This is a genomic window from Yokenella regensburgei ATCC 49455, assembly GCF_000735455.1.
Lineage (GTDB): Bacteria > Pseudomonadota > Gammaproteobacteria > Enterobacterales > Enterobacteriaceae > Yokenella > Yokenella regensburgei.
The window spans coordinates 1-20,538 of sequence record NZ_JMPS01000029.1 but is presented as its reverse complement, the minus strand read 5'-3'; the positions used below and the strand labels follow the sequence as shown (position 1 = coordinate 20,538).

At 56.2% G+C, this 20,538-nt stretch carries 16 protein-coding genes; 7 read left to right on the top strand and 9 right to left on the bottom strand.

The genetic code is table 11. The annotated features are described in order from the left end of the window. Positions 1 to 100 precede the first annotated feature (100 nt). Positions 101 to 1,009 carry an N-acetylmuramic acid 6-phosphate etherase gene (locus GYRE_RS08540; protein ID WP_038254625.1) on the bottom strand — a complete coding sequence of 303 codons (909 nt, stop codon included), beginning with the start codon at positions 1,007 to 1,009 and terminating at the stop codon, positions 101 to 103. A gap of 176 nt (positions 1,010 to 1,185) precedes the next feature. Here GYRE_RS08540 and GYRE_RS08535 point away from each other — a divergent pair, with 176 nt between their 5' ends. Next, positions 1,186 to 2,772 carry a sensor histidine kinase gene (locus tag GYRE_RS08535; RefSeq protein WP_038254623.1) on the top strand — a complete coding sequence of 529 codons (1,587 nt, stop codon included), beginning with the start codon at positions 1,186 to 1,188 and terminating at the stop codon, positions 2,770 to 2,772. 10 nt (positions 2,773 to 2,782) lie between these two features. Continuing rightward, positions 2,783 to 3,502, top strand: a complete 720-nt coding sequence (dcuR, locus tag GYRE_RS08530; RefSeq protein ID WP_006818939.1) for a two-component system response regulator DcuR — start codon at positions 2,783 to 2,785, stop codon at positions 3,500 to 3,502. Here dcuR and GYRE_RS08525 read toward each other — a convergent pair. Together GYRE_RS08525 and GYRE_RS08520 are read right to left on the bottom strand one after the other, a co-directional pair. Beyond that, entirely contained in the window at positions 3,483 to 4,448 is a 966-nt protein-coding gene (locus GYRE_RS08525; RefSeq protein WP_038254619.1) for an FAD:protein FMN transferase, read from the bottom strand. The two genes, dcuR and GYRE_RS08525, sit on opposite strands and share 20 nt — an antisense overlap. A gap of 18 nt (positions 4,449 to 4,466) precedes the next feature. Then, complete coding sequence (locus tag GYRE_RS08520; RefSeq protein WP_038254616.1) at positions 4,467 to 7,244, bottom strand: flavocytochrome c; 2,778 nt, start codon at positions 7,242 to 7,244, stop codon at positions 4,467 to 4,469. A 641-nt stretch (positions 7,245 to 7,885) separates the two neighbouring features. Between GYRE_RS08520 and GYRE_RS08515 the strand changes: the two genes are divergently transcribed. From GYRE_RS08515 to GYRE_RS08495, 5 genes are all read left to right on the top strand, one after another. After that, the gene (locus tag GYRE_RS08515; protein WP_071777520.1) at positions 7,886 to 9,388 is read left to right on the top strand and encodes a DASS family sodium-coupled anion symporter; all 1,503 of its coding nucleotides are present in this window, start codon (positions 7,886 to 7,888) and stop codon (positions 9,386 to 9,388) included. A 56-nt stretch (positions 9,389 to 9,444) separates the two neighbouring features. After that, complete coding sequence (gene fumA / locus GYRE_RS08510) at positions 9,445 to 11,094, top strand: class I fumarate hydratase FumA (RefSeq protein ID WP_038254613.1); 1,650 nt, start codon at positions 9,445 to 9,447, stop codon at positions 11,092 to 11,094. A 125-nt stretch (positions 11,095 to 11,219) separates the two neighbouring features. Next, positions 11,220 to 11,669: a peptidoglycan-binding protein LysM gene (gene lysM, locus GYRE_RS08505; protein WP_006818933.1), complete on the top strand. Its 450-nt coding sequence runs from the start codon at positions 11,220 to 11,222 to the stop codon at positions 11,667 to 11,669. 35 nt (positions 11,670 to 11,704) lie between these two features. After that, positions 11,705 to 12,097 carry a YidB family protein gene (locus GYRE_RS08500; protein ID WP_006818932.1) on the top strand — a complete coding sequence of 131 codons (393 nt, stop codon included), beginning with the start codon at positions 11,705 to 11,707 and terminating at the stop codon, positions 12,095 to 12,097. 128 nt (positions 12,098 to 12,225) lie between these two features. Then, positions 12,226 to 12,861: an ECs1377 family protein gene (locus GYRE_RS08495; protein ID WP_038254612.1), complete on the top strand. Its 636-nt coding sequence runs from the start codon at positions 12,226 to 12,228 to the stop codon at positions 12,859 to 12,861. On the opposite strand, the gene GYRE_RS08490 is transcribed toward GYRE_RS08495, so the two are convergent. From GYRE_RS08490 to glaH, 6 genes are all read right to left on the bottom strand, one after another. Next, positions 12,858 to 13,970: an agmatine deiminase family protein gene (locus tag GYRE_RS08490; RefSeq protein WP_038254611.1), complete on the bottom strand. Its 1,113-nt coding sequence runs from the start codon at positions 13,968 to 13,970 to the stop codon at positions 12,858 to 12,860. The two genes, GYRE_RS08495 and GYRE_RS08490, sit on opposite strands and share 4 nt — an antisense overlap. 252 nt (positions 13,971 to 14,222) lie before the next feature. After that, on the bottom strand, positions 14,223 to 14,894 hold the full coding sequence (gene csiR, locus GYRE_RS08485) for a DNA-binding transcriptional regulator CsiR (RefSeq protein WP_038254610.1): 672 nt from the start codon (positions 14,892 to 14,894) through the stop codon (positions 14,223 to 14,225). 53 nt (positions 14,895 to 14,947) lie between these two features. Continuing rightward, positions 14,948 to 16,348: a GABA permease gene (gene gabP / locus GYRE_RS08480; RefSeq protein ID WP_038254604.1), complete on the bottom strand. Its 1,401-nt coding sequence runs from the start codon at positions 16,346 to 16,348 to the stop codon at positions 14,948 to 14,950. A 24-nt stretch (positions 16,349 to 16,372) separates the two neighbouring features. Further along, positions 16,373 to 17,821 carry an NADP-dependent succinate-semialdehyde dehydrogenase gene (gabD, locus tag GYRE_RS08475; RefSeq protein ID WP_006818927.1) on the bottom strand — a complete coding sequence of 483 codons (1,449 nt, stop codon included), beginning with the start codon at positions 17,819 to 17,821 and terminating at the stop codon, positions 16,373 to 16,375. 22 nt (positions 17,822 to 17,843) lie between these two features. After that, positions 17,844 to 19,112 (bottom strand): L-2-hydroxyglutarate oxidase, encoded by a 1,269-nt coding sequence (gene lhgO, locus GYRE_RS08470; protein ID WP_038254602.1) that lies wholly within the window; start codon positions 19,110 to 19,112, stop codon positions 17,844 to 17,846. Positions 19,113 to 19,139: 27 nt separating this feature from the next. Further along, a complete protein-coding gene (glaH, locus tag GYRE_RS08465) occupies positions 19,140 to 20,117 on the bottom strand; it encodes a glutarate dioxygenase GlaH (RefSeq protein WP_038254600.1) in 978 nt (325 codons plus the stop codon). Positions 20,118 to 20,538 lie beyond the last annotated feature (421 nt).

Below are 20,538 nucleotides of genomic sequence, written 5' to 3'. Positions count from 1 at the left end.
TTTTTTCGAAGGGGCACCTTTTAACACTTAGGGGAGAATGTCGCAAGGAGGCGAGTCAAATGATTGGCGCGGCCGCTGCAGACCGCGCCAGTATGCGGCATTAATTTGTCATTACCGGGGCGTCACGCAGGGCAAGGCGCACAAAACCGTTGTGCCCAGCGAGTAAGGCATTGGCCTCCCAGGCGTTTTGCCCGGTCAGCACCATCAGAATGGCGGTTTTACAGTGGTAGTGGCAGCTCTCCAGCGCATTTTTCGCCTCGGTCCGCTGGCAACCGCCCGCTTCCATCACGATGGCAATCTGCCGCTCCTGCCAGCGCATGCTGTCGCCTTCCACATCCACCCGCAGGTTGCTATAAACCCGTCCAGAGCGGATGGCAAGCCCGGTCATCAGCATATTGAGGACCATTTTCTGCGCCAGGTGTGCTTTCGGATTACCATAACCGGCAATCACTTCCGCACCGGCTGGCACCGCCACCACAATATCTGCAAGCTGCGCCGCTTCACTTTCGCTATCAGGCGAGATCACCGCGACCCGAGCGCCCAGCGACCAGGCATGGCGCAGCGCGCCCCACGTCCACGGCGTTTTTCCGCTCACGCTAAGCCCAATGAGCATGTCGTTGGCGGTAAAATCCACTTCACTCAGGTTTTGCACGCCGAGATCGTAGTCTTTTTCTGCGGCTTCGAGGGTTTCCAGCATCGCCTGCGGTCCCCCGGCAATCAGCCCCAGCACCTGATGATGATTGCCCGGCGCGTACTCGCTGGCGGCCAGTACCGCAGCACGGCCTGAAATACCCGCACCGGCCAGCACCACGCGACCGCCACGGCTCAGCGTCGCAGCAGCGTTATCAACTAAACGGGTAATAGCGGGGAGACAGGAGGCAACCGCGTCAGCAATGTGCTTATCTTCCTTATTGATGGTGGCCAGCATGTCTTCTGTGGACAAACGGTCGATATCAACCGTGCTGACGTTGCGTCGTTCCGTGACTGAACCGGTTAGCTCAATGCTCATAACAACCTCCTTTGTATGGGTTCTTTCCTACTATAAAGTTATTTTTATGATTGACCTGCGAATGGGGTCACGAAACGCCGGGACAACCCGGATTATTCACGCGCTTTCAGCATGGCTTTAAGAATTTCTCGTCATCGGCGATAATTACCGTTTTATGATAAAGCGTTGAGATCCTGATGACCCCTCAAAAGCGTCCGATGAAGCTCAGTACTGCCGTGACGCTGATGGTTGGTTGCGTTACCGGTTCCGTGCTGCTGGTGGTATTCGTGCTCTATTTTCTGCAGCTCGGCAATGCCACGCGTGACGGTGTCAAGGAGACGGCACTGGCTATCGCCCGGACGCTGGCGGACAGCCCGGAGGTACAGCGCGGGCTCACCCTGCCCCCGGACAGCAACATCATTCAGCCCATCGCTCTCGCGACTCAGCAGCGCAACGACCTGCTGTTTGTGGTCGTCACCGACATGAACGGCCGTCGCTTCTCACACCCGAAAAATCAACAGATTGGCAAACGGTTCATCGGTAATGACATCACCCCGGCGCTGGAAGGCCACGAGAACGTGGCGGTGAACCACGGAGTGCTCGCCGAGGCGTTACGCGCCTTCACCCCGGTGTACGATGCTCGCCACCAGCAGATTGGCGTGGTGGCCGTTGGGATTTCACTCAGCAAAGTCGATGGACAGATTGACCGCGCGCGCTGGAGCATTTTCTGGACCCTGCTGTTCAGCGCGCTGGTCGGTACGCTCGGGACTTTAGCGCTGGTACGCGTGCTGAAACGTATTTTATTCGGCCTTGAACCTTACGAAATTTCCACCCTGTTCGAGCAGCGTCAGGCCATGCTGCAGTCGCTGAAAGAAGGCGTGATGGCGGTCGATGCAGAGGGCCGGGTCACACTGATTAACCATGCGGCGCGGCAGATGCTGTTCGCCGCTCCCGGGGCCGCTCCGGCGGATAACGCCAGCACTCCCCTGCTGGTTCCGCTTAAAGAAGTGCTGGAGAGTGGGATGGCCCAGCAGGACCGCGAAATTGGCTGCAACGGACGACTGCTGTTGTGCAATACCGTCCCTGTGCGCAATCAGAACACGGTGATCGGCGCTATCAGCACTTTCCGCGATAAAACCGAAGTCAGCCAACTGCTGCAGCGTCTCGACGGCATGGTGAACTACGTTGACGCGCTGCGCAGCCACTCCCACGAATTTATGAACAAGCTCCACGTCGTGCTGGGGCTTTTGCACATGAAGCGTTATGACAAGCTCGAAGAGTATGTCCTGCAGACAGCGCATAACTATCAGACCGACATTGGCGCCATTCAGCTGCGGGTGAAATCGCCGGTGATCGCCGGTTTCCTGCTGGGCAAAATGAACCGCGCCAAAGAGGCCGGGTTTACTCTGACGCTCTCTGACGACTGCATGGTGCCGGATAACGAGCACGAAGAGCAGGTCACCGTACTGATTACCGCGCTCGGCAATCTAATCGAAAACGCGCTGGACGCGATGAGCGGGCAGGAAGATGGTGAGGTGAGCGTGCTCATGCACTATCAGAACGGCTGGCTTAGCGTGGAAGTCAGCGACGATGGCCCCGGCATTTCGCCTGAGCATATTCAGGCTATTTTTGATAAAGGCTACTCAACCAAAGGCGAAAACCGCGGCGTGGGGCTGTTCCTCGCCCGTCAGCAGGTCGAAAACCTCGGCGGTACGCTCGCCGTAGAGTCTGAACCCGGCGTCTTTACCCAATTTTTTGTACATCTCCCCTGGGGACCACAGTAAGGAATATCGTGTGATAAATGTACTCATCGTCGATGATGACGCCATGGTGGCAGAACTGAACCGCTGCTACGTTGCCAGGGTGCCCGGATTTCAGTGTGTGGCAACCGCGTCTACGCTGCGCCAGGCACAGGAGATAGTGACCGATCCCGCGCAGAATATCGATTTGGTCCTGCTGGATGTGTATATGCAGCAGGATAACGGGTTGGATCTTCTGCCAACCCTGCGCGCCAGCGGTCGGCCCATTGATGTGATTATGATCTCCTCCGCCGCCGATGCCGCCACTATCCAGAAATCACTGCACTATGGCGTGGTGGATTATCTGATTAAACCATTCCAGTTCCCGCGCTTTGAAGAGGCGCTGACGACGTGGAAAGAAAAGAAGAATCTGCTGGGTGCGCACAAATACCATGAGCAGTCGGATGTCGATCGCCTGCTGCACGGTGGAGCGCCGGAAGTGGCTGACGCGCGCCGTCTGCCGAAGGGGCTCACACCACAGACGCTGCGCACTATTTGCCAGTGGATTGACGCTCATCCGGGAGTGGAGTTTTCCACCGACGATCTGGCGAATGCGGTGAATATTTCACGGGTATCATGCCGTAAGTATCTTATCTGGCTGGCGCAGATCAATATCCTGTTCACCAGCATTCACTATGGTGCGACCGGCCGTCCGGTGTATCGCTATCGCCTGCTGGCCGAACAGTACGGGTTGCTTAAGCAGTTCTGTCAGTAAGCCGGTAGCTGTCGTCCTGCAGCGTGAAATGAAAATTCCGCTGCGACGACAGCACCACCCGCCTGTCTTTGGTGACAAAAATCGCTTCAAGATCGTGGCGCTTTTCCAGCGCCGCACATCCCTTCTCCACGCCCAACCCGTACAGCAGCGTGGTCCAGATATCGCCATCCAGAGAATCAGCGGAAACCACGGTGACGCTGTCGAGCTCGTTATCCAGCGGGTAGCCGCTGCGCGAGTCCAGAAGATGATGATAGCGGCGGCCGTCCTGCTCGAAAAAGCGCTCATAGGTGCCGGATGTCGCCACCGACTGATGGTTGACGGTGATAGTGCCCAGCGTCTCCTGCGCGGCGGCAAAGGGTTTCTTTAAGCCAATGCCCCATTCACCCACGGGAGAGCCCAGGGTCAGCACGTTACCCCCGAGGTTAATCAGCCCCTCTTCCACGCCGCTACGGCGCAGGAAATCGCGCACGCGGTCGGCAATGTAGCCCTTAGCGATGGCGCCGAGATCGAGTTCCATGCCAGGCCTTGTGAGAAACACGCTGCCTGCGGCATCATCGAGAATGACATCCTGCGGCCGGGTCAGCGCCAGCAGCGCGGCTATCTCCGCCGCTGGGGGCACTTCATCGCCTTTAAAGCCAATCCGCCAGCGTTTGACCAGTGGCCCAATCGCCAGGTTGAACGCGCTTTGCGGCAGCATACTCGCCGCTTTCGCACAGCGGATGAGCTCGAACACCGGGCGGCTCACCTTCACCGGATGCAGCCCGGCGGCGTGGTTGATATCCATCACCTCCGAGCTCTGGCGGTTAACGGTCAGCAAATCTTCATAGCGTTTAATGAGCTGGAAAACTCGCGAAGCCAGCGCTTCATCGTGGACAAACAGCTTGAGCAGAATGGGAGAACCCATCAGCACGGCGGAATAACTGTATACCCGAGAGTCGGTTGGCATCGCGAAGTCCTTCCTCATTTAGTTCCGGGCGCGCAGCGCGGCCTGGTGTCCTGCAAGAGTGCCGAAGATAATGATATCCGCGACGGCGTTGCCGCCGATACGGTTGCCCCCGTGGATACCGCCAACCACTTCACCTGCGGCATACGCCCCCGGAATAGCCTGCTGCTCAGTGTTCAGCACCTCTGCCTCGGTGGTGATGGTAACACCGCCCATGGTGTGGTGGACGCCCGGCGCAATGCGGATAGCATGGAACGGTCCTTCGTTTATCGGGTTACGCAGCGCGGTGGTACGACCAAAGTCATCATCATGCTGTTTTTCCACAAAGCCGTTGTAGCGCTCGAGCGTTGCCAGGAAAGCATGTTCGTCCATTCCCAGTTTCGCCGCCAGAGCACGCGGCGAACTGGCGCTGGTGACGAAGCCTTTCGCGATATACTCATCCGCTGCTTTGTTTTTGGCACGCACGTGCTCATCAAACACGATGTAAGCGTAGTGCTCCGGCAGCGCGATGATGGACGCCGAGACCTTATCACGGGTCTCCATCTCGTTGAAGAAACGGTTCCCCTGCTGATTCACCAGAATAGCGCCGCCGCCGCGGATAGATTCGGAAATCAGATACGACGTGTTCTGCTCCACGGTCGGGTGGATCTGGATCTCGCCCATATCCACGGTTCCGGCACCAATCTGCTCCAGAAGCGCGATACCGCCGCCGGTAGCGCCTTTATGGTTGGTGGTAACAAACCCCGCCAGATCCGGGCGGTATTTCACCACCATGGCGCTGTTAGCACTGAATCCACCGGTGGCTACCACCACGCTTCTGGTCTGTACCGTAATCTGCTCTTGCTCATCGTTCAGCAGCCGCACGCCGCTGACTTCACCTTCGGTCAGCAGGATCTCATCCACGCTGGTATCAAGCATCACGTCAATACCACGACGGGTGACGTTACGCACCAGGCCACTAATCAGGTAGCCACCCACCGCGGATCCGTCGCGCGGACGGTGGGTGCGATCGATACTCATCCCGCCGGTGGTGGTGATGTCGTTCAGCATAATGCCGCGCGTCGCCAGCCACTCAATCGCCTCTGGCGCGTTCTCGACAAAGCGCTGCAGCAGCTGCGGGTTGTTTTTGTTCTTGCCGCCCTTCAGGGTTTCGGCGTAGAACAGCGCTTTGCTGTCCTCAATGCCTTTCACCCGCTGGAAGCGCGTTTCTGCGGCGTTCATCCCGGCGGAAGCCTTAATGGTGTTCCCGCCAATGGTCGGCATTTTCTCAACGATAAGCACGCGGGCGCCGTCGTCATGGGCTTGGATCGCCGCCGATAAACCTGCCCCGCCGCTGCCAATGACGACCACGTCATACGGTTTCGGCGTATCCGTTGCACAACCCTCTTCTGCGGCCAGCGCTTTGCTCGATTTCACCATCGCTTTCGCCACCGCTTTTTTAACGGCTTCACTCTGGCTGGTCGCACCGGTTATCGCATCCACATGCGGGGTGTTGGCGGTCAGAATACGCTCACGGATCTCTTCAAAACTGGTGGTGAACTCCACGCTCTGAGCAGGCTCCCCGGCCAGAACAATATCGGCAATACGATCGTTTTCAAGGCTAACGTTAACCACCAGCTCGCGGCTATCGTCCTGGACAGTTTCGACAAACAGGCCGGGTTTGAATTTCGCATCGCCCATGCTCATGTCGCGGATCATCGCTTCTACCAGCGAGAAGCGCCACAGCGGCTGCGGGATGTTCAGCGCTTCACGCTGGGTACTGTCCATAAACAGTTCGAGGTTCTCGCCGCTGGCGATACGATCGGTCCAGTCCGGATACGCAATACAGGCACGGCCAACGGCCATCAGGTCATAGCCATGGTCAAGACCGGAAGTCACGTCGGCTGCGTTAACCACTCCGCCCACGCCCATCACCGGTACTTCAGCGAGGGTAGCCGAGCGCCGTGCGCAGTATTTTTCAATCAGCGGCGTCGGGTCTTCGGTTTCAACAATCGACGGGCGCAGGGAAGCGCCAAGGGAGAAGTGCAGGTAATCAACGCCTCGCGCGGCCAGTTTTTCCAGCAGATACAAGGTGTCATCAAAACGGATACCCGGCTCTTCAAGCTCCTCCGGCGAGAAGCGATAGCCGATGATGAACGCATCGTCAGCGTACTGGCGCGCCATTTTGTGGGTGATATCCAGCACGGCGAGGGGGAATTTTGCGCGGTTGTCGCGGCTGCCGCCCCACTCATCATCACGCTGGTTAGAATTTGGTGAATAAAACTGCTGGATAAGGTAGGTATTCGCGCCGTGGATCTCCACGCCGTCAAAGCCGGCCTGAATAGCGCGACGAACGCCGTCCCCGAATTTGCCAATCATTGCCTCAACTTCTGCAGCCGAGAGCGCTCGCGGAGTCGCAGCGCCATCACGCGGTGCCGCGACCGCGCTTGGGCCAACGGGGGTGCGGCCGCCGATAAGCTGCGGGTCGACCATCCGGCCACCGTGATAGATCTGCAGAATCGCTTTTGAGCCTTTCTCCTGAATGGCTTCGGCGATTTTCGCCAGGCCTGCGACTTTCTCATCGTTATCGATACCGATAGCGCCCGGGAACGCCAGACCATCGTTATCGACAAAGCAGCATTCCACAATGATGGTTCCGATGCTGCCCGCACGGGCACGGTAATACTCCACCAGTTCGCTGGTGACGGTGCCATCGTAATAACCGGTGCAGGTGGTCATTGGTGCCATTAACAAACGGTTTTTCAGCATAACCCCGTTGGGTAGCGTAAATGGACTCAGAATACGTTCGTCACTGGTCATAATAAAAACTCCAGAAAATTTAAAATTGAAATTCAGAATTCGTTATCGGTGTTTACTCTCGTTATATTTCTTTCCGATCTCATGATATTAATATAAGGCTTTTTTTAGTTACCAAAGTAGTTACTCTAGTTATTAAACTATTTAATACCAGCAATAACACCAGTACCCACAAAGCATTATTAATATCTGCGCATTACGTTTACCAAAAATTAAAAACATGCAACATCTTCATTACTTACCACAAAACAGCAAGCTGGAATCAATGCACAACAAAAATGATTACAATCAATATATTAAAGTAATTTTATGCAGGAAAACCCTATATATGCACGACGCCATAAGACTAAAAACCGTACGACTATAGGCCATAACCATACCAATCTTTGTGGGTATTATTTTTTACATTAAAAATCGTTATTAGCGGTAACTTTGTGATCCAGATCAAATGAAACGGCGTCTGAAAATGCATTATAGAATTAACCAGAATTTATATTTAAGCCGATTATGAAATCAGCTTAAACCGTTATTTATCGAACACCTTTAACGCTTAAAAATTAATTAAAAAAGCTATTGTAACTAAAGAAAGCAATAAGGCATGTTCGCATCGCAACCGAATTCTTAACTACTTACAGACGTGTATTATGAAACTAAAAACTGCAACACCTGCACCTGCGTCAGGCACAGCCGGAAAATCTTCCCGGCTTATCATGATGGCGCTGCCCATCATCGTGGCAGTGCTTCTGCTCTTCGTCCCGGTTCCGCAAGGGTTACCGCCGTACGCCTGGCACTACTTCGCCATCTTTGTTGGCGTGATTGTCGGTCTTATCTTTGAGCCGTTGCCCGGCGCGGTTATCGGTCTTACCGGCGTCGTGGTTATCGCGCTGTGTAGCCAGTGGCTGCTGTTCAGCCCGGAGCAACTCGCCGACCCGCACTTTAAACTGGCAGGCGCCTCCTTTAAGTGGGCGGTCAGCGGCTTTGGTAACTCAACCGTATGGCTGATTTTTGGTGCCTTTATGTTCGCGGCGGGCTACGACAAAACGCAGTTCGGTCGCCGTCTGGCGCTGATCCTGGTGAAATACCTCGGTCGTCGCAGCCTGACGCTCGGCTATGCCATCATGTTCGCGGATCTGCTGCTGGCACCGTTTACGCCGTCTAACACCGCGCGTAGCGGTGGGACTATCTACCCTATCATCGCCAACCTGCCACCGCTGTATGGTTCTAAACCTAACGATCCGAGCGCGCGCCGTATTGGTTCTTACCTGATGTGGGTTGCCATCACCGCCGCCTGTATCACCAGCTCCATGTTCCTCTCGGCGCTGGCGCCGAACCTGCTGGCGCTGGCGCTGGTTAAAAGCATCGTCGGGATCAGCATCAGCTGGGGGACCTGGTTCATCGCCTTCCTGCCGCTTGGGATCCTGCTGCTGCTGACCATGCCGCTGCTGGCTTACTGGTTCTACCCACCTGAAGTAAAAGTGAATGATGAAGTGCCGCTGTGGGCCAGCCGTGAGCTGGAGAAACTGGGGAAACTGTCGCGTAACGAAATCCTGCTGCTGATTTTCGTTTGCTGTGCGCTGATGATGTGGATCTTCGCCGCCGAGTGGATTGAACCGGCAATGGCCGCCCTGCTGATTATTGTGCTGATGCTGTGGACCGGCGTGCTGGAGTGGAGCGATATCACCGGCAACAAACCGGCGTGGAATACCTTCGTCTGGTTCGCCACCCTGGTTGCCCTTGCCGATGGCCTCTCCTCTACCGGCTTTATTGCCTGGCTCGGTAAAGAAGGTGGTGCGCTGATGGGCGGCATCTCACCGGGTACCGCAACCATCGTCCTGCTGCTGGCGTTTTACCTGCTGCACTATCTGTTTGCCAGCACCACGGCGCATACCACCGCCCTGCTGCCTGCGATGCTGACCATCGCCGCCACCATTCCGGGCATGAATATGGAAGTCTTCGTACTGCTGATGGTGACCTCGCTCGGCGTGATGGGGATTATCACCCCGTACGGTACCGGCCCAAGCCCGATTTACTACGGCAGCGGCTACCTGCCGACCAAAGACTACTGGCGGCTCGGCACCATCTTTGGCGCCATCTTCCTCGCCGCGCTGCTGCTGATTGGCTATCCGTGGATGAGCATGATGTTCTGATTCAGAGCCGCTGGCGGGCAACCGTCGGCGGCTTTTCTTTTATGGAGTATGTGACAATGTCGAATAAACCTTTTGTTTACCAGGATCCGTTCCCGCTGTCGAAAGACGATACCGAATACTATCTGCTCAGCAATGAGTACGTTTCCGTCACCGAGTTTGACGGACAGCCGGTACTAAAAGTTGAACCTGAAGCGCTGACCCTGCTGGCGCAACAAGCCTTCCACGACGCTTCCTTTATGCTGCGCCCGGCACACCAGCAGCAGGTTGCAGCTATTCTTCACGATCCCGATGCCAGCGAAAATGACAAATACGTGGCGCTGCAGTTCCTGCGCAACTCGGAGATTGCCGCCAAAGGCATTCTGCCAACCTGCCAGGATACCGGTACCGCCATCATCATGGGTAAAAAGGGCCAACGCGTATGGACCGGCGGCGGTGACGAAGCCGCCCTCGCCCGTGGGGTGTACAACACCTATACCGAAGACAATCTGCGCTATTCGCAAAACGCGCCGCTGGATATGTACAACGAGGTGAACACCGGCACCAACCTGCCGGCGCAGATTGACCTCTACAGCGTCGACGGCGACGAGTACAAGTTCTTGTGCATCGCCAAAGGCGGCGGCTCCGCCAACAAAACCTATTTGTACCAGGAAACCAAAGCGCTCATTACCCCGGCAAAACTGAAAAATTACCTGGTCGAGAAAATGCGCTCGCTCGGCACCGCAGCCTGCCCGCCGTACCACATCGCCTTCGTGATTGGCGGCACCTCGGCGGAATCTACGCTGAAGACCGTGAAGCTCGCCTCCACCCACTATTACGACACCCTGCCGACGGAAGGCAACGAGCACGGCCAGGCGTTCCGCGACGTACAGCTGGAGCATGAGCTGATGCAGGAAGCGCAGAACCTGGGGCTTGGCGCTCAGTTCGGCGGCAAATACTTCGCCCATGATATTCGGGTGATCCGCCTGCCGCGCCACGGCGCATCCTGCCCGGTGGGCATGGGCGTCTCCTGCTCTGCGGATCGTAACATTAAGGCGAAGATCAACCGCGAAGGGATCTGGATTGAAAAGCTGGAGCACAATCCGGCCCGCCTCATCCCCGAACACCTGCGCGAGCAGGGCGAAGGCGACGCGGTCAGCATCAATCTGAACCAGCCGATGTCGGCTATCCTGGCGCAGCTGTCGGCGCACCCGGTTTCGACCCGCCTGTCGCTTTCCGGCACCATCATCGTGGCGCGCGATATTGCCCACGCCAAACTCAAAGCCCTCATCGACAACGGTGAGGCGCTGCCGCAGTACGTCAAAGATCATCCAATCTACTACGCTGGCCCGGCGAAAACGCCGGAGGGCTACGCTTCTGGCTCACTCGGCCCAACCACGGCAGGACGCATGGACTCCTATGTCGACCTGCTGCAGTCCCATGGCGCCAGCATGGTCATGCTGGCAAAGGGCAACCGCAGCCAGCAGGTGACCGACGCCTGCCACCAGCACGGCGGTTTCTATCTGGGAAGCATCGGTGGCCCGGCGGCGGTACTGGCGCAGCAGAGCATCAAGAGCCTGGAGTGCGTGGCGTGGCCGGAGCTTGGCATGGAAGCGGTATGGAAAATCGAAGTCGAAAACTTCCCGGCATTTATCCTGGTGGATGATAAAGGCAACGACTTCTTCCAGCAGATCCAGAACCGGCAGTGTGCAGGATGTACGCAGCGGTAACTTCACCATACGCTGACGCTAAGCCGGGGATTTCCCGGCTTTTTTATTTCCGCAAAGCATCACGCTGATTTTGGGCTACCCTTATGATGTTTCTGTTTGAGAGACTCATCACGTAAGGAGAAAATATGGGACTGTTTAACTTTGTGAAAGAAGCTGGGGAGAAGCTCTGGGATGCGGTGTCAGGCAAAGACACGAAATCTCAGGCCGATGAGTTGAAAAAGCATATCGATAACCTCGGCCTGCCGGGGGCAGAAAAAGCGAATATTCAGGTGGCGGACGACGGCACTGCAACGGTGACCGGCGATATCGCCTCTCAGGAGCTCAAAGAGAAGATCCTGGTTGCCATTGGCAACGTGGCAGGAATAAGCAAAGTCAACGACAGCGCAAGCGTCGCGCAAAGTGGTGCCGAAAGCACCTACTATACGGTGAAATCCGGCGATACCCTCAGCGCCATCTCAAAACATGTTTATGGCAATGCCAACGACTATCAGCGGATCTTCGAAGCCAATAAACCGATGCTGAAGCACCCGGATAAAATTTATCCCGGCCAGGTGCTGATTATTCCAGCGAAATAACGCTTTTTTCATACTGACACTACGTGGAGCCCATCATGGGACTATTTGATAAACTCACTGGCATGCTGGGTGGTGAAACCGGCGAAGGGTCACAGATAACGGCCATTCTGTCGTGGATCGAAAACCAGGGCGGTATTCAGGGGATCCTGGCGAAGTTCCAGAGCGAAGGTCTGGGTGGCGTGGTCGAATCGTGGATTAGCGGTGGGGCTAATCTGCCGGTTTCCGCCGATCAAATCACCTCCGTTTTCGGTTCTCCTGCTATTCAGGAACTGGCGGCGAAGCTCGGGATTGATACCGACGCCGCATCGTCGATGATTGCCGAATACCTGCCTAAGATTGTCGACGGCGTTTCACCTGACGGCGAAGCCCCGCAGTCTGACCTGCTGTCTGCGGGAATGAACCTGCTGAAAGGCAAATTCCTCGGTTAACCGCAAAACACCAGAATAACCCAGCCCTCCGGCTGGGTTATTTTTTTACTGGCGCTACGACGGGATTTCAGAACGGCACATATCAGGGTATGGTGAGCGATGAAAAGCGCTTATCCACGAGGAAGCTGATGACCGGACGCATCGACTACCAGATTGAGAAGTACCATTTCACCGCCATCGATGAAGCTCCCCGCCTGACCCGCCAGTGGGAAGAGGTGCTGGAGGAGTGTCGCCAGGAGAAGGCCGGCAGCGAATCACGTCTGCGCATCGCCCTGCTGAACGTCGATTACGTTACCAGTTTCGAACTCCCTTTCCGCCTGCTATTGGTTCGCGCCCCGCAGTTAATCGATAAGCTACGCGGCGAGTTCGCGCTGAACCAGAAAAACGCCGTGATTAATACCAGCAAACGCGGCTGCGTCTACAGCCTGAATGAAGACTTTCAGACCGTGCCTGACGAATTCCGCTACCGCTTTTCTCACCGCATCCGCCGGGTTGCAGAAGACGGCGTTACGGCGGCGCCCTTCCAGCAGGTTGCCACCCAGAGCAAGCTGCCGCGAGAACGGTTAAGGCTGGCGCTGGAGGCCGGGCTTGCGGTCAACGCGCTCGACGGTTTGTTCTGGCTCAGCTGTCAGCGCATTGCCGCCGAAGTCGCCACCCTCAGAACGTCGGGTCTGACCATCGTCACCGGTGAGGTCGAAGTGAGCGACAGCCTGACCGGCACCACGCGGCAGGTTCCGGTGTACCGCCTCGCCCGCCCTGCTTAACGGGGCTGCTGTTGGGTGGTGCAGTGAATACCGCCGCCGCCCGCGGCGATACCATCGATGTTCAGCTGAATAATTTCGCGGTCAGCAAACAGTTCCTGCAGAATGTCCCGGGTATTACGATCAGCCCGTTTATCGCCGAACTCTGGCGCAATCACCGCCCCGTTGCAGACGTAGAAATTTATATATCCCGCGGCAAAGTCATCGCTCGCGTATTTTTGCCGTACTGACGCAGGCCCTTCCAGCACTACCACCTTCAGGCGTCGGCCTTTGGCATCCGTCGCGCTGCGTAATATTTCCAGATGGCGCCGGGTGACGGCGTAATCAAACATCGACGAGTCCTGCTCAAGCCCGGCCACCACCGTACCCGGATGAGTAAAGCGGGCATAAAAATCGGTATGCCCGTCGGTGATATCTTTTCCGGCAATGCCCGGCAGCCAGATGATTTTTTTAAGCCCCAGCAGACGCATCAGCTCCGCCTCGCACGCCGCTTTGCTGACGCCCGGATTGCGGTTCGGGTTCAGAACACAGCTTTCGGTAATAATTGCCGTCCCTTCACCGTCCACTTCTATTCCACCGCCTTCCAGTATTAGCGACGAACGTATAAACGTCGCGCTGGCTTCTTTCGCCACGAACGCTGCGACGCCAGCATCCTGCTCGTGCTCCTGCTTATTGCCCCAGCCGTTAAAATTAAAGCCCACGCCAGCAAGACCGCCGCTGCCGTTTTTTACGAATACCGGCCCGGTATCACGCATCCATAGATCGTCTATCGGATGCTCAATAAGATTTACCGACGGTCCGCAGAGCCTGCTCGCAATATCATAATCTTCTTCCCGTACCAGCATATTCAGCGGCTCAAATGCGGCTATCGTTTTTGCCACCGTTGCCAGATTCTCGCGCACCACCGGTAATAAATACGGCTCCCAGATAGCTTCACTGGCGCCAAATGCCATCCAGGTAGCCGTGTGAGGCGCTCCTTCATCTGGCATTTGCCAGAGATTAACCTCGCGGGCAAACGCGATGCTGCTGAAACTGCTGCCCACGGTTCCCGCCACCAGCATACCTGCGGAAGCCATCAGGCCCTGCCTGACGAAAGAGCGTCTTGTCATCATAGGGATAAAACCTTATGTGTTTATTCACCGCAGTCACGATGAATAAAGTGAATAAAATAATGAATTAAAGCCAGCACGTTACTTATTAAATAAATAACAATATTAACACTATAGTCAAAGTGCGGGACGGCTGAAATATAACACAGGCGATATATGTTGCAACGCCCGCGCTTTATATAACGCCAAAAACAGGCCGATATTAGAATTTCTCAATTATATTATTATAATTAATTAATATTTATCGGCCGCGGTTCAGTCGCGCATCGCCTGCTGAATGATAGGGATTGGCGTTAACAAGTGTTCACGCATCAGGTTGCTGGCACGTGCGGTATCGCGGGCAAGAATGGCTTCAAGAAGGGTATGGTGCTGGACATGTTTATCCTCCAGCATTTCGACGGAAAGTACGGTAGTGCGCAGCCAGATGTAGCGGTAGCGCGCGGCCAGGTCGAAGAGTCGTTCCCGCATTTGCAGCAGATACTGCGAGCCGCATCCGGCGACAATGGCGGTGTGGAACGCCTGATGGCGCAGATCCCACTCATCCAGCATGCTTTCACTGGCGTCCGTCGATTCCAGCTTGTTCAGCAGATGTGCGCGGGCGAGAAGCTCAGCTTCCCACTCATCGCCTCCGCGCTCGATGGCGAGGCCGACTAACATTGCCTCCATGTTGGCGCGGGCGTCGAAGATATCGAGCAGCTCCTGCTCAGACATCGGCGCAACCCGGTAGCCCTTCTGATTGACCACCGTCACCAGACGCTCGGCCACCAGCTGCGAAAGCGCTTCCCGCAGCGGCCCCACGCCCAGCGCGTAGCGCTCCGTGAGCCCGCTCATACGCAGCTTTTCGTCGGGCTGATAAACACCGCGAATAATGTCGTTTTTAAGCCACCGGTATCCATCTATGGCCGTCGGTTGAGGCATTACGGTCATGGTTAAAGCTCCTGCTTATCTGGTGATATCCCGGCTCACGCCGGGATACTCCCCTAACGCGTGTTGTGCAGCGGCGATTTTTGCCACAATACCAGTTTTTTCCAGCGCGACATAATCGGCACGGTACAAATAATTCCCAGCCCCAACACCACGGTGGAAACCACCTCCAGCTGCTGCGCCGGACGGAACAACATCACCACCAGGACAAAGATGATGAAGGCGATAACCAGCCAGGTCAGCCACGGGTAGAGCCACATTCGCAGCTTAATGTCGTCCCCTTTCACCAGCAGGATCTTGCGCATCCGCAGCTGCGAGACGGCAATGACCAGATACACCAGCAGCGCAATGGCACCGGAGCTGTCGATAAGAAACTTAAACACCTTCGCCGGAGCATAGTAGTTGACAATAACCGTCAAAAACGCCGCGCCGGTAGAGATAAGCACCGCCATGTACGGCGTTTTGCTGCGATTGGTTTTGCCCATGACGGCTGGCGCATCACCGCGACGGCTCAGGGAGTAGAGCATTCTGGAAGATGTGTACAGCGCCGAATTCAGGCAGCTCGTCACCGACAGCAAAATGACCCCATCCATGATCAGTTTCGCATACGGTATGTGCAGCAGCTCCAGCACCGAACGGTACGATCCCACCTCTTTAAGCCCCGGCATATTCCACGGGATCAGCGCCACCACCACGAAGATGGAGCACAGATAGAAAATGGAAATACGCCAGATAACCGAGTTGGTGGCACGAACGATATGCTTATCCGGGGTATCGGACTCCGCCGCCGCGATAGTGACAATCTCCGCCCCCATAAATGAGAACATGGTGATGAGCATGGCACTGAGCACCGCGCCAAAGCCGTTCGGCATAAAACCGCCATGATCCCACAGACGAGAAATACCGCTAACTTCGGCATAGGGGTAAAAGCCGCCGATGGCCGCAGCCCCGAGGATGATAAACGCCAGGATCGCGATAACCTTACACAACGCCAGCCAGAACTCGAATTCGCCGTAGTTTTTCACGCTGAGCAAGTTACTGCCGGTGAGCGCAAGCGTTATCACCAGCGAGAACAGCCAGACCGGTATCGCCGGCACCCAGGAGTGCAGAATGATAGCGGCGATGTTTGCTTCAAGCGGAATAACCAGCACCCAGAACCACCAGTACAGCCAGCCGATGGTATACCCCGCCCAGCGGCCAATGGCTTTATCCGCATAGGTTGAGAAAGAGCCGGTATCCGGTGTGGCAACGGCCATTTCTGCCAGCATGCGCATGATCATCACCACCAACAAGCCAGCAAACAGGTAAGCCAGCAGCACCGCAGGACCCGCCTCTGCAATGGCCACGCTTGATCCTACAAACAGGCTGGCGCCGATGACGCCAGCAATAGACAGCATGGTGACGTGCCGCGATTTCAGCCCGCCCCCTAAATCATGTGAAGTCGATGATTGCCCCATCTTGAATCCTCTTCTGCGTTCGGGTTACAGGCCAATGCACATGTATTTGATTTCTAAATAGTCTTCGATGCCGTACTTCGACCCTTCACGACCAAGACCTGAGGCTTTAATCCCGCCAAATGGAGCCACTTCGTTGGAGATAATGCCGGTGTTGATGCCGACAATGCCGTACTCCAGCGCTTCGCCAACGCGGAAAACGCGGCTCAAATCGCGGGCGTAGAAATAGGCGGCCAGGCCAAACTCGGTGTCGTTGGCCTGACGAATAACGTCGGCTTCGTCGGTGAAGCGGAACAGCGGCGCCAGTGGGCCAAAGGTCTCTTCTTTCGCCACTTTGGCGTTATCCGGCACGTTGACGAGGATCGTTGGCTGGAAGAAGTTGCCGCCAAGCGCGTGCGATTGACCGCCGGTCACCACGCAGGCACCTTTGGCGACCGCATCGGCAATGTGCTCGCGCACTTTCACCACCGCCTTTTCATCGATCAGCGGCCCGGTGGTCACGCCCGGCTGCAGGCCATCACCCAACTGCAGCTTCTCAACCGCCTGCTGTAATTTTTCGGCAAAGCGCTCGTAAACCCCATCCTGCACGTACAACCGGTTGGCGCAAACGCAGGTCTGCCCGGCGTTACGGAACTTAGAGGCCAGCGCTCCTTCCACCGCTTTATCGAGGTCCGCATCATCGAACACGATAAACGGCGCGTTACCGCCAAGCTCCAGCGAAACCTTCTTGATGTCTTTCGCGCACTGCGCCATCAGCTCACGGCCAATTTCGGTTGAGCCGGTGAAAGAGAGCTTACGTACCAGCGGGTTGCTGGTAAGTTCATTGCCCACGGCGCTTGCGGCACCGGTCACGACGTTGAACACGCCATCCGGGATCCCGGCGCGTTTTGCCAGCTCCGCCAGCGCCAGCGCGGAGTACGGCGTCTGGCTCGCGGGTTTCAGCACCATGGTGCAACCTGCGGCCAGTGCTGGCCCTGCCTTACGGGTGATCATCGCCGACGGGAAGTTCCACGGCGTGATAGCCGCGGTCACGCCGATAGGCTGCTTAATCACGATCAGGCGTTTGTCAGCCTGGTGGCCGGGAATGGTGTCGCCATAAATGCGTTTACCCTCTTCCGCGAACCATTCAATAAAGGAGGCGGCGTAGCTGATTTCGCCCTTCGCTTCTGCCAGCGGCTTCCCCTGCTCGAGGGTCATCAGCGTTGCCAGATCGTCCTGGTTTGCCATCATCAAATCGAACCAGCGACGCAGAATGCTGGCTCGCTCTTTCGCCGTTAGTGCCCGCCAGGCGGGTAGTGCACGGTTAGCCGCTTCAATGGCTTCGCGAGTTTCCACCGCGCCCATTTTCGGGACACTGCCAAGCTTCTGGCCGTTGGCCGGGTTAGTCACGGTGATCACTTCGCCGCTGTTTGCATCGCGCCATTCTCCGGCAATAAAGGCCTGCTGATGAAATAAGCTTGAATCGTAAAGTTGCATGATGGCTTCCAGTTGTGGGTGTTTAACGGGTAAATGCGGCGTGTAATGTGTCAACGCTACGTGCCGCACGTAGCGTGCGTCCTGGGTTATGCTGGTTTTCCAGCAGTGTTTGTACTTTGCTCACGATATGGGCGCCAATCGGCAGAGCCGACGTGGCTGCCGGTGAAGGCGCGTTGCAGGTGTGGATCGAGCGCGCGGTGGTAACAAAGAGGAAATCGTCAATCAGCTTGCCCTGTGGAGATACCGCCTGCGCACGCACGCCCGCGGGCCACGGCTGCAAATCGTTTAACGTCAGGCTCGGGCAGTATTTCTGTACCAGGCGCAGATAACCGCTGCGGCATAGCGAGTTTTTCATCTCATTAAGGCCCGATCGCAGGTTGTTCTGCAGCACGCGACGAATGCCCGGTGAGCCTAAGATTTCCAGCGTGTCGCTTAGGGAGATATCACGTTTGCGGTAGCCCTCACGTTTAAACGCCAGCACCGCGTTCGGCCCGACCGTCACGCTACCGTCAATCATGCGGGTCAGGTGTACGCCGAGGAACGGCATCGCCGGATCCGGGATGGGATAAATCAGGTGGTTAACTATCTGGTTGTGCTGCGGCGCCAGGCGGAAATATTCACCACGGAACGGACAAATGATAAAGCCCGGATCGATACCGAGCATTTTCACCAGCCTGTCAGCCATCAGGCCAGAACAGCTAATCAGGGTTGAGCCCTCAAACTCCTGGCCGTTTTGGGTATGCACCACCACGCCGCTGGCGTGCTCTTTCAGCGCGCTGACCTCGGCCTGGTAAACAATTCTGCCGCCTTTGGCCTCGAAGATTTTGCCCATCGCCGCGGTCACTTCGCGGTAGCTGACAATGCCGCTTGAAGGAACGAAGATCCCGCCAAGGCCGGTGATATTCGGCTCCCGCTCGTGCAGCTCTTCCGCACTCAGCCATTCACGCTCAATGCCGTTGGCGGCGGTACGATCCCACAGCGCGCGCATGCGTTCCATTTCCAGCGCCGAAGTGGCGACGAGCATTTTTCCGCAGGTGTCGTAGCGAATGCCATTTTCATCGCAGAACGCTTTGGTCGCGCGGTTACCGGAGAGGCAAAACTGCGCCTTCATGCTGCCGGGGGTGTAGTAGACCCCGGCATGGATCACGCCGCTGTTATGGCCCGTCTGATGACAGGCCGGGCCAGATTCCTTCTCCAGCAACACGATGCTGGCATCCGGGTAAACGTCGATTAACTGCATGGCGGTCGACATACCAATGATGCCGCCGCCGATAATCACAAAATCATACATCCGCTCAATTCCTTCGCCGGGCGACATTTACTGGTGAGTCTGGTAGTGGTTAGTGGCGTAGGCAAAATAACCACGCTGGCGCATCAGTTCACGGCGCAGATCCGGGTGCGGCGTAAAGCGGTCGCGGCCGTGCAGCCAGAACAGGTTGTTAATAAGCAGGAACTTACCCACCGCAACCGGAACGGAGAGAATGCTTTTGCTGGTTTCGATGGCATCTGACAAATCGCTGAGCCAGGTCCCCTCTTCAAAATCCTTCGGCTGCACGAACTGGTCGATATAGCGCATCACCGGACGACCCTGGCTATCCACGTCGAACACCGGATGGAACACATCGTGACTGACGTTTTTGCTCGGCGGAGCGGCCCAGCGCATCGCGCGGCGCGCCAGCGGATGAGTGAAGTACTGTTCCAGATGCTCCCAGTCGTCGAGGTGCAGCAGCAGCGAGTTACCGCCCTGCATGTTCTGCTCATCGATTTTCATCATCAGCACGTAGTCAGTCTGCTCTTCGACGTAGGTACCATCGTTGTGCAGCTCCATCACCCGGTGAGGCTGACGCAGGTAGCTATCTGAGTTATCCGCATTTTTCACCACGAAGCGGGCATAGTACTGACCGCTCATAGCATCATAGTTGGAGCGACCAATCAGGTGCGCCACCGCGGTTGCCAGCTTCACCATCTCATCGGCCTGGGCCACGTTGTCTACTCCGACGGCGTTAATCAGCAGCGCCCCTTCGGCGCGGTCCAGCAGGGTTTTAATCAGCAGCGGCTGCAGCTGATTTGCACACAGATTGTCGAGGATCTGCCCAACCTTAAAACGAAGGAAGGATTTGTACTCCAGCGCCTGTACCGGCCACTGAGCCACGGCATCCAGAAACTGTGCGGTGGTCTGGGCGTTAAAAGTCAGCTCCAGCAGGCGCGGAGACTGTGCGGAAGGCGTAAGCGTAAATCCGGTAAAACTACTGCCTAAATCATCAGCGTTTGGTTTAACGGCGGAGAGTGCGTTCATCAGGATCAATCCTCAGGGTAGAGAGTCAGGGAATGCTCATTTCGTAGCCATAACCTAAAAATATCTACATTTTTGAGAATTGCGTACAAAACGAACGCCAATGTTTCTTTTTTGTGATCTAAATTACAAATAATTAACAAATGAGTATCAACAGGGTGACACAAAAAAGCCCCGGCGAAGGCCGGGGCTCAGGAGAGATGCTGCATGGAAGGGCTTATTCCGCCGCTATAAAAGGATCCAACCTTCCTGGGCAAGGAAATAGAGACCTGCGCCGACGAAACCTATTAATCCTGTAGTGAATAGTGCGAGCGCGATGGCGAACTGCTCCTGATTCGAAACGCGAACCCGGTGCTTTCGCCCGGCAACGGTGGTTCTCGTCCTGCCTGGTGCACGAGGAGATCTTGCTGCCAAAGGTAAAGTC